We start from the raw sequence: 14,590 nt of genomic DNA, 5'->3' as shown, positions 1-14,590 counted from the left end.
AACACAATGGCTGCCGATTTGGTGGCCATTTTTGTTTGTGTTGAACAAGCAATACTTCTGTTTTTAGGCTGTCTTTTAAGCTTGTTTTCTCTGGCTCATTTATTGAATTAGCCGCGTATCTCACCTTTACTTTACTCTTGTGAGCAAGTCATCGCTTCAGTCATCAAATCATAAGAAAGAAAAGGTGAACGAACTATGAAGAATCCAGTAATAGCGGATAACAAACCCGTTAAGGTCGAGCTAACCGAAGGCGAGGAGTATTACTTCTGTACCTGTGGCAAATCGAAAAACCAACCGTTTTGTGATGGTTCTCATGCAGGAACGGGCTTCAAACCGAAGAGTTTCGTGGCCGAGGAAACCGGCGACGCTTACCTGTGCCGCTGTAAGTATTCGAATAATCTCCCTTTTTGTGATGGCACCCATAAACAGTTTACGGCTGAGCAAGTGGGTCAAGAAGGCCCCGATGTTCATATCCAAGCGGCAACGCCCGATCTCTCACCGGCGGCTTCTGCAACCAAAGAAGAGCCCACGGTCGAGTTCATTCATCAATTAGCACGAGATGGCTTATCCAAAGTGGGCCATCACGGGCCAATGACTTCAATGGGTGTCCCAAGATATCTATTACCTCACTGGGATGATATTCAAGTGATGGTTGCACAAATGGCGACCAAACCGTTATTGGAAAACGTGCCCGTCGGTACTGAGCTTATTATTGGGCCAAAAGCGAAAAAGCCGCTTAAATTGAACATCTCTTTATTTGTGTCTGATATGAGTTTTGGGTCGTTATCTGAAGAAGCGAAAATCTCTTTAGCGACAGGTGCGGAGCTTGCGGGGACGGGAATTTGCTCGGGTGAGGGCGGAATGTTACCCGAAGAGCAAGCGGCGAACTCACGTTACTTTTATGAATTAGCTAGCGCACAATTTGGTTACGACGAATCTAAGCTCAAAAATGTCCAAGCCTTCCATTTTAAAGGTGGGCAGGGTGCTAAAACCGGAACAGGCGGTCACCTACCGGGTGCGAAGAACATTGGCAAGATAGCCGAGGTGCGTGGCATTGAAGCGGGTACCGCCGCGATTTCACCACCCACCTTTGTTGATCTAAAAACCGTCGAGGATTTCAAAAATTTCGCCGACCGAGTCCGAGAAGTGACAGGCGGGATCCCAATTGGCTTTAAGTTGAGTGCCAATCATATTGAAGAGGATATTCAGTTCGCATTGGATGCCAGTGCCGATTACATCATTTTGGATGGTCGAGGCGGTGGTACTGGGGCGGCGCCAGAAATGTTCCGTGACCATATTAGTGTGCCGACCATTCCAGCGCTTGCTCGTGCCAGAGCCTATCTAGACAAGCAAGGCGTAAGTGACAGAGTCACCTTAATCATTACTGGTGGGCTTCGTGTTCCAATGGACTTCGTAAAAGCGATGGCGCTTGGCGCTGATGGAGTCGCTATCTCGAACAGTGCCATGCAGTCGATAGGGTGTGTTGCCGCCCGAATGTGTAACACCAATAATTGCCCGGCGGGCATCGCGACTCAAAAAGCCGATTTACGCCAACGCTTAAATGTCGAAAAGGCCTCGAATCAATTGAAGAACTTCTTCGAAGCCTCGACTGAATTGATGCAAGTGATGGCGAGAGCGTGCGGTCATGACCATTTGAATCAGTTTAACTCTCACGATCTGGCAACATGGAATCGCGAAATGGCCGAGCTATCTGGAGTCGCTTACTCTGGTGTCAGTTCACTAAATCAACTTAAGTAAATAGTATTTCGATAAAGCACACTCACTGTATTTTGGGTGTGCTGACTTTTTCCTGTGTAATGCCAATCTATGTTTAACCTTTCGTAATTAACTGCTTTATAAGTGCTTTTAAATTATTTCCTATTTCTTGAAAATATCACTTTACCTCAAGTTAACTTGAGGTTTTATTATCATCCCCAATCTAAAAACATAAACAATCACCTTGTCACCTAGTGCAGGTTTTGATGTTGTCAAACAGACGTTACGAATCTTCAGTTATGAACTTTGAGCTCCGTAATTGAAGTCATGAGTGCATAAAGGTGAGAAAAATGAACAAGGATCAACAATGAAAGTATTAGCGATTGGCGCGACCAACAGTAAAGCATCGATTAACCAACAATTGGCAGCGTACACCGCAAGCTTAGTTGAGGGCGCGCAAGTAGAGGTGCTCGATCTTAATGATTTCGAGATGCCCATTTACAGTGAAGACAGAGAAAAAGAATCCGGCGTTCATCAACACGCGCAGCGCTTTTTCAGCAAGATTAGCGAAGCAGATGCTATTGTCATCTCTTTTGCAGAGTACAACGGCTCATACACCGCAGCCTTTAAGAATGTGTTTGATTGGACATCACGAATCGACATGAAAGTATACCAAGGCAAACCTGTTGTGATGCTCTCCACATCACCAGGTCCAGGCGGCGCAAGCTCTGTGTTGTCGTCTGCGGTAAATTCTGCACCTTACTTTGATGCAGATGTGAAGGGGTCGATGTCGGTGCCAAGTTTCTACGACAACTTTAATGTAGAAACGGGTGAGATCATCAATGCCGAAATGGCCGAGAGCCTGAAATCGATCATGAGTCAGATCTAAATGCTTCAGTGAGTGAGATAATTACTACATCGGTGCGCAGATAAGTAGATAAATAGATAAATAAATACATACATAAATGGCCATCAAGCGATGGCCATTTAATTGCGTCATTGTCTATTGTGATAACTCTGCTGCGGTGTCAACGAAGATACCTTGAATGTCTTTCGCCTCACGCTCAGTTTGACCACCGTGTTTTAGAAACGCACCGATAATTGCTGCGGTTTTTTGCTCTTTTGCGCGCTCTAAGAAGTAACGCAGTTCTAGCTCAGCGCCCGCTTGCTCATCTTTGATTGAGGCTGCGATGATCTCTTTGTACATCACGATATCACGTACTTCTAATTGACTGATCACACCGAGTGTCGCTGCTAAGAAATCCTCTAGCTCAGCCTTCGGTACGAACTGCGTAATGATGTTACGGTCTTCTGCTTGCTGAGCCGTAAAGTCGTTACCAAGCAGTAAAGCTTGTAGCGCTTTGTTTTTGCCCATGCGTCTTGCAAATTGAACTGCTCCTTGGCCACCCGTTGGGATGTTTACATGAATTTCTGGTTGTGCGAACGCCGAGTTTTCAGTGCCGTAAGCAAGGTCACACGCCATCACAAATTCATTACCGCCCCCACGAGCTACGCCATCAACTACCGCGACAGAGACTTGTTTCATCGCTTTAATGTTCTCAATCATGTGGTTGAATTCAATCGAACCAGCTTGTCCACCTTGTGTACCGTTGATCACATTGAGATCTAGGTGAGCCAGAAAGAAGCTCTCATGTAATGATTTAAAGACCACAACCTTAGTATCACGATCATCTTTCAATGAAAGTACAAAGGCATTGATCTCGTTGATCAAGTCGAAAGTCAGCACGTTCACTGGTGGGTTGTTGATTGATACCGTTGCGATGCCATTTTGGTTAGTCACAGATAGTAGTGTCATGGGGTGTTCCTCTATTAGGTCGGGACTGAATGTTGTCTCCGTTATGTGCAGCTACTATAGATTTGTAATAAGATGAGAAAAATAGTCATATTGGCACTTAATTGGTGCTTTAAATGCAACAAAGGGCGTTATGGATATATCGAGTCGTTTATTATTGTTACTTGAAGTGGTTGAGCTGGGTTCGTTTGTCAAAGTGGCAGAGCAAAGAAACGTCGACCGTTCCGTTATCTCTAAACAGATTAGCCGTCTTGAAGAAGAGCTGGATGTTCGGTTACTCAATCGCACCACTCGTTCGTTATCTCTGACAGCCGCAGGCAATGAGATGGTCAATCAAGCGCATCAGCTTCGTGCACTGTTGAACGATACTCGACGCTTGGCGCAAAATTATCATGCAGAGCCTCGAGGGTTATTAAGAATCACCAGCTCGACCATGTTCGGTCGACAATATGTTCAGCAGGCGATTGCGGTTTTCCAGAAGCAGTATCCAGATGTTGATTTTGAATTGAGACTCGAAGACCGAATCGTCGATATGGTTAAAGAAGGGTTTGATATTGGTTTCCGTATTGGTAAGCCCAAAAACTCTAGCCTAATCAGCCGCAAGATAGCCAGAAGTCGATTGTTGATTGTCGCTTCACCTGAGTTCATTGCTCAGCATGGCGAGATCAACACCATCGAAAAACTTGAGTCATTACCTGCGACTATCTATGCCGCTCCGGGTTTGTTGATCGATAAGTTTTCTTATGTCGATCAAGAAGGGCAAGCGCAGCATTTTCAGCTTAATGCCGCTTATAAAGTGAATGATGTTGAGATGATTTCCAAGAGTGCGTTAACCGGCAGTACTCTCGCGGTCGTCACGGCGCAGATGATTGAAGATGAAGTGCTCAGTGGAGAGTTGGTGCCTATAATGACTCACTTAAACTTGGATGACTTTGGTACTTTTTATGCGGTGTACCCACATCGAGATGCCCCCATAAAAACCAAGCTCTTCATTGATACATTGAAAACCATTGTCGGTGAAGATAAACCTGTATGGGAGCAAGGCATTCCCGGGTTTGACGACATGTATGGTAATCAGAGAACAAAATCATAGCTCAGAAAATCAATACGTTAGGTTTCTTTGTTCGGCGTATTTTGTAACTTAGTCCAAACCTAAATTTGAACCAAAACTTCAAGTTAAAGTGAACTCTATTATACTGGTCATTATCAGGATGAAACGGCTATTCAAACAGGAAGTGAAAGATCATGAGAAACATTGTATATCTCAGCATAGGCCAGTTGGCAGAGCGCAGTGGCGTGGCTCCTTCGGCCTTACGCTTTTACGAAACCAAGGGTTTGATAGCTTCTATTCGAACTAATGGTAATCAGCGCCGTTATCAATCAGCGATGCTGCGTCGAATTGCGCTGATTCAAGTCGCTCAGTCGATAGGATTTACGCTAGAAGAGATTACCGAAGAGCTGTCTAGCTTACCGATGAACCATACCGCGACTAAGCGAGACTGGGAGCGCGTAGCTAAGAAGTGGCAGGGGCAACTCGACAGTAAAATGGCGCAGATTAAATCGCTACAAGAGAACTTAACAGGCTGTATCGGTTGCGGGTGTTTGAGTATGCAGAAATGCCACTTGTTGAACCCTGAAGATATTCTGCATGACCAAGGGCAGGGCGCACAACGGATCGTTGAGTAGCCCTGAATTAATGTATCTTATCTGAGATCGTCGAATCCAATGCACTCAATCTGATGGTCAGCTAGCCACTGTTTTAGCTCTGGGTTAGTGAGAAGTTGATGCTCATCGACGCGTTTATCACTGTAGCTTGATAGGGACTTAAGCTGTTCACTTGCCACTGATGAAGGGTGGCACATTAACTCAAGCACACCGTCAGGCATCATAGCTTGGTAGCTCAGTAATAAATCTTGCAGGCCATTCCGTGATACGCCTTGGTCAAAGAAACGCATGTCGAAAGCATCTGGCGTTGGCACTCGCAGTGCATCTTGGCCACTCAAGATGTTATCGATTCGCCTAACTGGCAGACCAATGCGATTCACTGTGCGGGTAAATGCAGCTTTTAGAGGTTTAAATACGCCACCAAAGTGATGGCTGTCGATATGGTTAATCTTTAAACCGGCATCGACAGCGGCTTGATATTGCGCGTTGAGTTCGAGCATCACCTCATCTTCATTTACATCTGATTTATCGAATAGAGTAACGTTGCTCAAGAAGTGGCCGTGCTCGTCGACTAAGCTCGGAATTAACTCTGGTGGCGTCAGTGGTTTACCTGCGGTGACCGTAAAGTGCAAGCCAACTTCAGAGACTAAACCTTGATGATAGAGCTCAATCGCGTGCTGTGTACCCGGTTGATTCATCATGATGGTGGTCGACTTAACCAAACCCGCCTTAAAGCAGTCGACGATGCCGTGGTTCACGCTTTCAGTGAGGCCGAAATCATCGGCGTTGAGTATCAATTTCATCATGACCTCTTATTAAAAGATTTGGATTCAATATCTTGAATGAGCTCTGCGATCACTGAGCTCATTAGCTGTTATCACCGAGCTTATTGGCGGCTAACAAAATGCCACGTTAAGCGAGTCGATGAGCGAACGCAGGCATGAAGTCTAAGTTCTCGCGAATGGTTTCTTGCAAAGCCTCGTCGATGTGCGATCCACTATCGACGATAGGGTTTAAGATCAGAGCCCGTTTTGCTGTTGCGATGTCACCTGTCATCACCGCTTTAACGGTCAAGGTTTCAAACTCTTTCATCTGCTGAATCAAGTGCAGCGTGTCGCTTTCAAAAGGTTCAACGTTCAGTGGCAGGATTGCACTGCTGGTGATTACCGAACTTACTTCTACCGCACAGTCATCGGGTAATCCTTGAATCGCACCATTGTTGCGAGTGTTGACGTGCATGATAGAACGTTTGTTGTTGTGGATACTGCTCATGAGCTCACAGGCCGCTTCAGAGTAATAAGCACCGCCTCGTTCTTCTAACAATTTAGGTTTGGTATCGAGCATGGGATCTTTGTAGATCTCCAATAACTGTTGTTCAACCTTGGCAACTAATTCTGCGCGATTGGTGCTGTTTTCAGACGCAGTAAATTCTTTGTCTAAGATGTCTCTGGATTGGTAGTAGTAACGTAGGTAAGCACAAGGAACGATGTTCAGAGAACGAATCAGTTCTGCGTCCCACTCAAAGGGAGGGATGTTCTTTGGCATCATTTGATCGTTACCACCAAGGAGTTGCTTGATGAGTTCTCCCAACTTGTCTTCACCTTTATGAAGCACCTTACGAGCCCACACTAGGTGATTTAATCCTGCGATCTGCATCGTGATATCTTTACGTTCTGCACCGAGCATTTTCGCCGCGCCTAGCTCCATGTTGACGGGAACGTTACATAGACCAACGGTTTTAATGGATGAGTGCTTAATCAGTGCTTCCGTTACCATGCCCGATGGGTTGGTGAAGTTGAGTAACCACGCATTCGGACACAACACTTCCATCTCTTTCGCTATCTCGAGCGCAATCGGAATGGTTCGGCACGCATTAGAGAAGCCACCTAAACCATTGGTCTCTTGGCCGATCATGCGATATTTCAGAGCAATCCTCTCGTCACGTAATCTTGCTTCCATTCTTCCGGCGCGAAATTGAGAGCAGACAAAATCCGCGTCTTTCAGGGCTGCTTTTCGATCCGTGGTGAGGTGAACATTAATCTCACAGCCCGCTTTGTTTATCATTCGCTTGGTGAGCGCCGCGATTATCTCTGCTTTTTCCATGCCTTCTTCGATATCGACCAACCACAGAGCAGAGATAGGTAATTCGTGATGGCGCTTGAGCAGTCCTTCAACGAGCTCTGGGGTGTAACTTGAGCCACCACCAATCACGGTTACTTTGAGTTTTCGATTCTGTTGCATGCTGTTCACCATTTAATGTTGTAGATTACTTGGTTTAATTTATATGATGGTCACATACACCGACAAACCAGTTATGACGACTTATGAATTAGTGAGGTTAATGCATGGGGCTGTTCGAAAATCGCCAACAAACGCTGTCACTGCTGCACACCTTTAGTGTTGCAGCCAAACATCTAAGCTTTACACTTGCCGCCGATGAGCTCTTCTTAACTCAGGGAGGGGTCAGCCATCGCATCAAAAAACTCGAACAACAACTGAAGTTCAATCTGTTTGTGCGCAAGACAAGAAAGCTCGAACTGACGCCAGAAGGTCAGCGCGTGTTATCCATGTTGAACGTCTCGTTCGAGTCTATCTTTTCCGAACTCATGGATATTCAAACGGGTGAGCTAAGTGGGGAGCTGTACATCGCGACATCGCCTTATTTTGCTTCATCATGGTTGATGCCGCGCCTCCCAGAATTCAGACGCTTGTATCCGAATCTAAGCATCAAACTGCAAACCAAACAGAGCCAGTCAGACTTCCAGTTTGAACCTTATGACGTGGCAATTTTCTATAGCGAAGGCCATTACCCAAACCATTTTAGCGAGCGATTATTCAGTGGAGTAAGAACCCCTGTGTGTAGCCCTGAATATGCGAAACGCTTCAAACTAGACCAAGGCATTCAACACTTAGACGATGTTCGTTTCATTCATAGTGGTGATATCACTGCGTGGCAACGTTGGTTGTATGAAGCTCAAAGTGATACCAACTGCGCACTTCAGTGTGACTATTACAGTGATAACCGCTTGGCGATGGATGCGGCGATATTATCGATGGGGCTAGCACTAGGGCGGTTAGAATTTATGACACCGCAGATTGAACAAGGCTTGTTGGTCGCGCCTCTTATGAGTATTGAGTCGGGTAAAGGGTATGACTTAGTGTGCCCGAAAGGCATGGAGCAACGAACTAAGTTTCAGGTGTTTGCTCAATGGGTTAAGCAACAGTTGTGACCGAATAGCGTGCCTAGACAAACACGAATTATAGGTCTAGTTTAGGTGGCTCTTTCAATAAAAGAAGAGGTTAGTTATGTTCAGCCATGTTTTTCTCGGTACTGAAGATATTGAACGGGCGAAGGTTTTTTATGACCCAATCATGAAGGTGCTTGGTTATAGCGAAGGCTCTGTGGATCCCAAAGGGCGCTGTGTTTACGTTAGCCAAACGGGTGTGTTGGGTTTAACGAAGCCGATTGATGGTCAGCCTGCGACTCACGGCAATGGCATGACGGTGGGTTTTCTTGCCTCTTCTCCTGAAGTTGTAGATGAGTGGCATCGGATTGGCGTCGAGAATGGCGGTACCAGTATTGAAAACGGTCCCGGAGCGAGAGGTTCTGATGAGCGTCGTTTGTACATGGCTTATTTGCGAGATCCTGATGGAAACAAGATCTGTGCAACTCACTTTATGCCATAGTTCGCTTTATGTCATAGTATACGTTATGCCACAGTTCGCCTTATGCCATCGTTCATTTTATGCCACAGTGGCGTATACTTAGATCATGTTGATGGTTCAGAGTTGGCGAAGTCGCGGCTCTGAACTTGTTAGCTTCCCGAAGACTCAAAATTTTGCAAAGGACTGGCTAAATGAAACCGAATGAACTGTTTTATGAAAGCTTTGAGCGCTGCCGGATTGACCAAGAATTTCTCGAAACGTTTTTGGCGGATTTTTGCGAGCATAACCCAAGGTTTTCAGAACGTTTTGAAAAGATAGGGTTAGAGCAGCAAACCAAGATGCTTAAAGCCTCGATCATTCTTATCTATAACTCTGCTGGTCTACCGAGCGTACGAAACTCGGTGAAAAAGCTTGGGAAGCGACATAAAGATTTAGGAATGGATATCTCTGAGCAAGAACTCAATGAGTGGTTCAATTCGTTACTCAATACAGTTAAAAAATACGATCCTCACTATGATGAAAGCGTTGAACAAGCTTGGACAGAAACTCTTGAAGCTGGCTTAACTATCATGAAGAAAGAGTGCGTAGTCTGAATCAAAATGTGTAACGAAGTAAGCCTCGTCTAACGAGAGGCTTACTCATTTTTTCTACTCAATTAAAAGGTAAAGCCTGCTTGGATACTTAGTGCCGACTCAGTGGTATACCAACCAGTACTTCCTCCGAACTCATACCAATCAAATCCAGCTCGAGTCACAAACTTGGAGTGGCCGAAAACGGGTTTTAGTGACTTATATTCTGCGCCGATACCGTAAGTTAAGCCAAGATCACCATGGGACCCTTTGCGGACTTCATTATTATCGCTAGATAGGAACACCAATTTGGTATCTGAGTGTGCGTAAAAAGCGCCCGCCTTACCATAAACAGCGAAGTTTTCGCTGAAGCTGTGCTTATACATAGGTGTTAATGAAAGCATTAAAGAATCGAACTCTTGCTCTGTTTTAAGATCTTTTTCATCAGTGCTGATAACAAGCAACGTTGATTCAACATACCAGTTGCTTTGCATGACTTGGCTACCAAATGTGAATTGACCACCGACATCGCCATCATCCATCCCGAAACCGCCTAGTGCGTACATTTCATTTGATGCAAAAGCTGAAGTTGATGCGATGCCGGTAACTGAGGCAATCGTAAGAGCTGCTAAGGTTAATTTTTTCATTGTTTCCACTCTGGTTTGTAAATTTCGGGAGAGGATTCTAGCGATATTCTCAAAATAAAAAACACTGTTCGAATGGGGGCGGGAAGGATTAAATGAAGATTAAATATCTCAAGATATAAACCTGTATTTCCATGATCTAAAATTACAACTTTTTAGATAGATTAAATGAACGATGTTCAGGTGTTACTCTATGATTTTATGGATTTTCTTTGAGGGAGGGCGGTGCATGTTTCACGAAGAAAAACCTCTGGCAATAGAGAGCACCACCAGAGGTATGAATCATTTGAGGCTTACGTTTTAATAGAAATTAAATCCAAATGAGCAATATTGGGTTGGCCCAGGTTCTAACACGTTACGATAATTGGATTAAAAGTGAGCAGCCCAACCAATCAGGAACCCTTGCGATGCAGTATCGTATTCAAAGGTGCCCTTGTTTTCGTAATCAACCCAGGTCGATTTGTAGGCAACATTTAAGTCAGACCAACTGTTTATCTGGTATCTAAGTCCAGTTAAGAGAGATGAGGTAAAGTTGGTGTCATTACCAAGCCCTGCATCAATAGTTGCGTGAAACTTCCAATCCTTATTGATCTGCGTTATCCATCTCACACCTATTTGGTAATCTATCCAATCTTCATCTAATGATTTACTTCTATTTAAGTCGCCAACTGAAGTGTAAAGCTTGGCATCTATGTCGTTATCCCACCAACGAAGCCCAAACAGATAATCAATCGTGCCAAAATCGTACTGGTAGCGCTTAAACCCCTTCACATCTAAAACACCTTGTCGGATATCAAGGTTGCCCCTCAATACCTCTAGGTTGCTACCTAACACTGAGTTTGTTTTTCCGCTTAACTTCATGAAGCTGTAATCAATGTAATAGCCCCACTGATTGTCATAGATACCTTCTAATCGCACCATTGCGGTCATATCAAGATGATCCATGATGAATGCAGGATCAACATCGACATCTGCTGACAAGCCACCAATGGTGCTGTCTCCACGGATATTGAGTGCAAGCGCGTAAATTTCGAAGCTATGTTGCCACTTTTTTGTATCCGCTTGTTCGCTTACTTCCTGAGCATTTACGGTTGAACTTGCAGCCAATGCTGATGCGAGTAGGTAACGCCATTTAGCCATATTGATATCCTTATCTTCGATGTGAAATAGCACGAATGTGAATGTGTGTTTTAACTATCCATTTTTCACATATGCAACTTGTATATTGCTGATTGTAGACTATGTTTTTTGAAAAGAGCCAAATTAAAAGAGTAAGGATATGAAGCCACAAAGCATTTTTTTGTTCGTCGCTGTTTTGGGTTTAACACCGATTGCGTTGTCGTACGGTTATGCCCCCGTTGTCTCCCTTGATTATCTTTTCGGAATTGATGCTAGCCCTATCAATGTCACTCATATCTTTCGTGCCGTGATGGGGTTGTACTTAGCGTTGGCTCTGTTTTGGATAGCAGGGGCGTTACTAAAGAAATACCGATTGCCAGCACTCTACAGTTTGGTGGTCTTCATGTTGGGTTTGGCTGCCGGTCGAGTCATTAGCTTGTTGATAGATGGCATGCCTCACTGGCTACTTGTCGTCTATCTACTATTAGAGCTTGGCTTTGGTTTGGTAGGAATAAAAATGGTTCACAAAGAGCAATCTGAAACAGTATAAGGACATTCTATGAAAAGGATTTTCCACCTTGTTGTGATGAGTGTGTTGAGTAGCTTTTCGCTATCGGCATGGTCAGCACAAGAGCAACCGAATATTTTTGTTATCTTCACGGATGATATTGGGATATCAAACCTGAGTGCTTATCACAATGGTGTGATGAGTAGTGAAACACCGAACATCGATAGTATTGCTGAAAAGGGCATGCTACTGACAGATTATTACGCTCAGCCTTCTTGTACGGCGGGTCGTTCTGCATTCTTAACGGGTCAACTTCCAGTGCGAACCGGCATGCACTCTGTTGGATTGCCAGGTGGCCCAGTTGGTTTAAGTGCTGACACACCAACGCTTCCTGAAATCCTTAAAACCATGGGTTATGTTACGGGTCAGTTTGGCAAAAACCACCTCGGTGACCGAGATGAATTCCTACCGACAATGCATGGTTTTGATGAGTATTGGGGTTGGTTGTATCACTTGAATGCAATGGAATACACAGAAGATCCAGATTGGCCAAAAGATGGCTCTTTGGATGCCTTTGCACCTCGTAATGTTATTTACGCAAGATCAGACGGTAAAGGTGGTCAAACGATCGAAGACGATGGTGCATTGTCGATCGAGCGTATGCGTACCCTCGATGACGAAGTGAATAAACACGCGATCAACTTCATCGAAAGGGCGGTTGAAGCGGATAAGCCCTTCTTCACTTGGTACTGTCCATCACGAGGTCACGTTTGGACGCATCTTTCACCTGAATACGAAGCGATGCTTGGCCAAAATGGTTGGGGGCTTCAAGAAGTGGTCATGAAAGATCTTGATGATCATGTCGGTGAGATGATGGCGAAAATGGAAGAGCTCGGTATTGCCGACAATACCATCATCATTTTCACTGCCGATAACGGCCCAGAGATCATGACTTGGCCTGATGGCGGTATGACACCTTATCACGGTGAAAAAGGCACAACTTGGGAAGGTGGTGTAAGAGCCCCTGCACTGGTTAGCTGGCCGGGTAAAATCCCTGCGGGTACTGTAGGCAATGGCATCTTTGATGGTATGGACTGGTTACCCACTCTGGTCGCTGCGGCTGGTGGTCCAACGGATCTAAAAGAGAAACTGCTGAAAGGTCACGATGGCTTTAAAGCGCACCTTGATGGTTACAACCAAGTGGATATGCTGACTGAGAAAGGCGAGTCAAACCGGAAAGAGATCTACTACTACGAACGAGACAAGCTGCAAGCGGTTCGTGTTGGTGATTGGAAGGCGCATTTCATCGTGCAAAACCACGGTTGGAGTGGTCCTAAAGAAGAGCTAAATGCACCATTACTGTTTAACTTACGCCGTGACCCATACGAGCGAGCGGCAGAAGAATCGGGCATGTATCTAAAATGGATGGGACAAAAAATGTGGGCATTTGGTCCTGCACAAGCTGCTGTCCAACAACATCTAGCAACCTTCCAAGAGTGGCCTCCAGTAACGCCTGATTCTCCGGCAGAGAAGACCGGTGGTGTGGGTAACTAGTTAAATATCATAAAAAATCCCGCTCACACTGAACGGGATTTTTATTTGAATGCGTCTTAACGTTGGTTCTATTTTAGCGTCGTGTTTCGTTCAATAAACTTCACTGGCACCATCAGCTTAACTAAGCTCGTGTCTTGCTCTTGAATCTGGCTAACGACAATTTTCACGGATTCACGTGCAAGGCGTCTGAAATCTTGCTTGAAGGTAGTGAGTTGGTAGTTCAACCATTGAGTCTGTGGGATATCATCAAAACCAATCACTTGAAGATCTTCTGGAATACGCAGGTTGAACTCTAAACGCGCCACATCCATTACTGCCATCGCGAGGTTATCTGTCGCACAGAAAATCGCTTGAGGATGTGTGGGTTCTGAAAACAGAGTCCGGATGGTCTCTAGTGCATCAAGGTAGTCATAGTCAGCTTCAATAACACGAGCTTGCTTGCCAGTGAGATCTTCGAATTCTGAGCAAAAGCCCGATTCACGCTCACCGTTGGTGTAGGTTGGTACGTTACCTGTCAGGTAAACCGCTGACTTTGTTCCTACGCTATGTAAATGCTGAGCGGCGACTTGGCCTGCGGCGTAGTTGTCACTCACCACGTGGCTACTCTTCGTCCCTTCAACAACACGTGCAAACTGGACAATAGGGATGTCGAACTCTTCACACTCTTCATAAAGCGACTTATTAAAGGTCGCGGAAGCAGCAATTACGCCATCAACTCGGTATTGGAAGATATTAGGAATCGAGTGGTTGTCGTTTCCATCAACTTGCCAAGGAATCAATACCGCAGAGTAACCCTGTTTTTGTAGCTCAGTAGAGATAAGCTGCAGAGTTTTCATGTGGATAGGGTAGTCGGCATCTGGAAAAACTAAGCCAATCAATTTGGACTCATTCGTCGTCAGACTGCGGGCAAAGGCATTGGGACGATAGTTCAACGATTTTGCTGCATCGAACACTTTCTGCTTGGTCTTTTCAGACACTGAACTGCCCGGGACAAATACACGAGATACAGTTGATTGAGAAACGCCAGCAAGTTTAGCGACATCTTTAGAGGTGACGGTTGGCTTTGACGCCGTGGAGTGTTTTGGAGAGCTCATAGACCACACTTTTGAACCAAATTAACTGCGCACAGAGTAACATATTTAGGTACGTACTCATAAAGTAATACCAAGGAATGATATGAAAAATAAGGAATAATGATTATTTTGAATTTGATGTTGGGTATAACCCATTCTCTGTATTGGGAAAACAGTAGGATTACAGAGGTAGTGACAAAAAAGCTCTGCGTAAGAGCAGAGCTTTAGATTTCGAATTTACCCATAAAATGAGCAACATACCG

Annotated in this window: 15 protein-coding genes; 9 read left to right on the top strand and 6 right to left on the bottom strand. The window is 44.9% G+C overall.

Translation table 11 applies throughout. The annotated features are described in order from the left end of the window. Positions 1–195 precede the first annotated feature (195 nt). Positions 196–1,758: a glutamate synthase-related protein gene (locus MSG38_RS10940; protein WP_248401849.1), complete on the top strand. Its 1,563-nt coding sequence runs from the start codon at positions 196–198 to the stop codon at positions 1,756–1,758. A gap of 325 nt (positions 1,759–2,083) precedes the next feature. Then, a complete protein-coding gene (locus tag MSG38_RS10935; RefSeq protein WP_102446091.1) occupies positions 2,084–2,605 on the top strand; it encodes an NAD(P)H-dependent oxidoreductase in 522 nt (173 codons plus the stop codon). Positions 2,606–2,719: 114 nt separating this feature from the next. Here the strand turns inward: MSG38_RS10935 and MSG38_RS10930 are convergent, their stop codons facing one another. After that, positions 2,720–3,532, bottom strand: coding sequence for an enoyl-CoA hydratase/isomerase family protein (locus tag MSG38_RS10930; protein WP_050644619.1), 813 nt, complete (start codon positions 3,530–3,532; stop codon positions 2,720–2,722). 130 nt (positions 3,533–3,662) lie between these two features. On the opposite strand from MSG38_RS10930, the gene MSG38_RS10925 reads away from it, so the two are divergent. Together MSG38_RS10925 and soxR are read left to right on the top strand one after the other, a co-directional pair. Next, complete coding sequence (locus tag MSG38_RS10925; protein WP_012604456.1) at positions 3,663–4,622, top strand: LysR family transcriptional regulator; 960 nt, start codon at positions 3,663–3,665, stop codon at positions 4,620–4,622. Positions 4,623–4,774: 152 nt separating this feature from the next. Continuing rightward, positions 4,775–5,215, top strand: coding sequence for a redox-sensitive transcriptional activator SoxR (soxR, locus tag MSG38_RS10920; RefSeq protein WP_248401848.1), 441 nt, complete (start codon positions 4,775–4,777; stop codon positions 5,213–5,215). Between the two features lie 17 nt (positions 5,216–5,232). Here the strand turns inward: soxR and MSG38_RS10915 are convergent, their stop codons facing one another. Further along, complete coding sequence (locus tag MSG38_RS10915) at positions 5,233–5,997, bottom strand: carbohydrate deacetylase (RefSeq protein WP_248401927.1); 765 nt, start codon at positions 5,995–5,997, stop codon at positions 5,233–5,235. A 109-nt stretch (positions 5,998–6,106) separates the two neighbouring features. After that, on the bottom strand, positions 6,107–7,435 hold the full coding sequence (locus MSG38_RS10910) for a 6-phospho-beta-glucosidase (protein WP_248401847.1): 1,329 nt from the start codon (positions 7,433–7,435) through the stop codon (positions 6,107–6,109). 104 nt (positions 7,436–7,539) lie between these two features. On the opposite strand from MSG38_RS10910, the gene MSG38_RS10905 reads away from it, so the two are divergent. The 3 genes from MSG38_RS10905 to MSG38_RS10895 all read left to right on the top strand — a co-directional run bounded on the left by MSG38_RS10905 (position 7,540) and on the right by MSG38_RS10895 (position 9,453). Beyond that, on the top strand, positions 7,540–8,424 hold the full coding sequence (locus MSG38_RS10905) for a LysR substrate-binding domain-containing protein (RefSeq protein ID WP_050646353.1): 885 nt from the start codon (positions 7,540–7,542) through the stop codon (positions 8,422–8,424). A gap of 76 nt (positions 8,425–8,500) precedes the next feature. Then, positions 8,501–8,881, top strand: coding sequence for a VOC family protein (locus MSG38_RS10900; RefSeq protein WP_248369084.1), 381 nt, complete (start codon positions 8,501–8,503; stop codon positions 8,879–8,881). A gap of 170 nt (positions 8,882–9,051) precedes the next feature. After that, the gene (locus MSG38_RS10895; protein ID WP_048616730.1) at positions 9,052–9,453 is read left to right on the top strand and encodes a globin; all 402 of its coding nucleotides are present in this window, start codon (positions 9,052–9,054) and stop codon (positions 9,451–9,453) included. Between the two features lie 62 nt (positions 9,454–9,515). Here the strand turns inward: MSG38_RS10895 and MSG38_RS10890 are convergent, their stop codons facing one another. Both MSG38_RS10890 and MSG38_RS10885 read right to left on the bottom strand, forming a co-directional pair. Further along, positions 9,516–10,076, bottom strand: a complete 561-nt coding sequence (locus MSG38_RS10890; protein WP_048614692.1) for a hypothetical protein — start codon at positions 10,074–10,076, stop codon at positions 9,516–9,518. A gap of 366 nt (positions 10,077–10,442) precedes the next feature. Next, entirely contained in the window at positions 10,443–11,213 is a 771-nt protein-coding gene (locus tag MSG38_RS10885; protein WP_248401846.1) for a DUF481 domain-containing protein, read from the bottom strand. Between the two features lie 139 nt (positions 11,214–11,352). Here MSG38_RS10885 and MSG38_RS10880 point away from each other — a divergent pair, with 139 nt between their 5' ends. Together MSG38_RS10880 and MSG38_RS10875 are read left to right on the top strand one after the other, a co-directional pair. After that, positions 11,353–11,742: a DUF4345 domain-containing protein gene (locus MSG38_RS10880; protein ID WP_050622079.1), complete on the top strand. Its 390-nt coding sequence runs from the start codon at positions 11,353–11,355 to the stop codon at positions 11,740–11,742. Positions 11,743–11,751: 9 nt separating this feature from the next. Beyond that, on the top strand, positions 11,752–13,254 hold the full coding sequence (locus MSG38_RS10875; protein ID WP_048616722.1) for an arylsulfatase: 1,503 nt from the start codon (positions 11,752–11,754) through the stop codon (positions 13,252–13,254). Positions 13,255–13,322: 68 nt separating this feature from the next. On the opposite strand, the gene MSG38_RS10870 is transcribed toward MSG38_RS10875, so the two are convergent. Continuing rightward, positions 13,323–14,348 (bottom strand): LacI family DNA-binding transcriptional regulator, encoded by a 1,026-nt coding sequence (locus MSG38_RS10870; protein ID WP_248401845.1) that lies wholly within the window; start codon positions 14,346–14,348, stop codon positions 13,323–13,325. Between the last annotated feature and the right edge of the window lie 242 nt (positions 14,349–14,590).

This window comes from Vibrio sp. 1CM24A, assembly GCF_023161725.1.
Lineage (GTDB): Bacteria > Pseudomonadota > Gammaproteobacteria > Enterobacterales > Vibrionaceae > Vibrio > Vibrio coralliirubri.
This window is presented reverse-complemented; position numbering and strand designations above follow the sequence as displayed.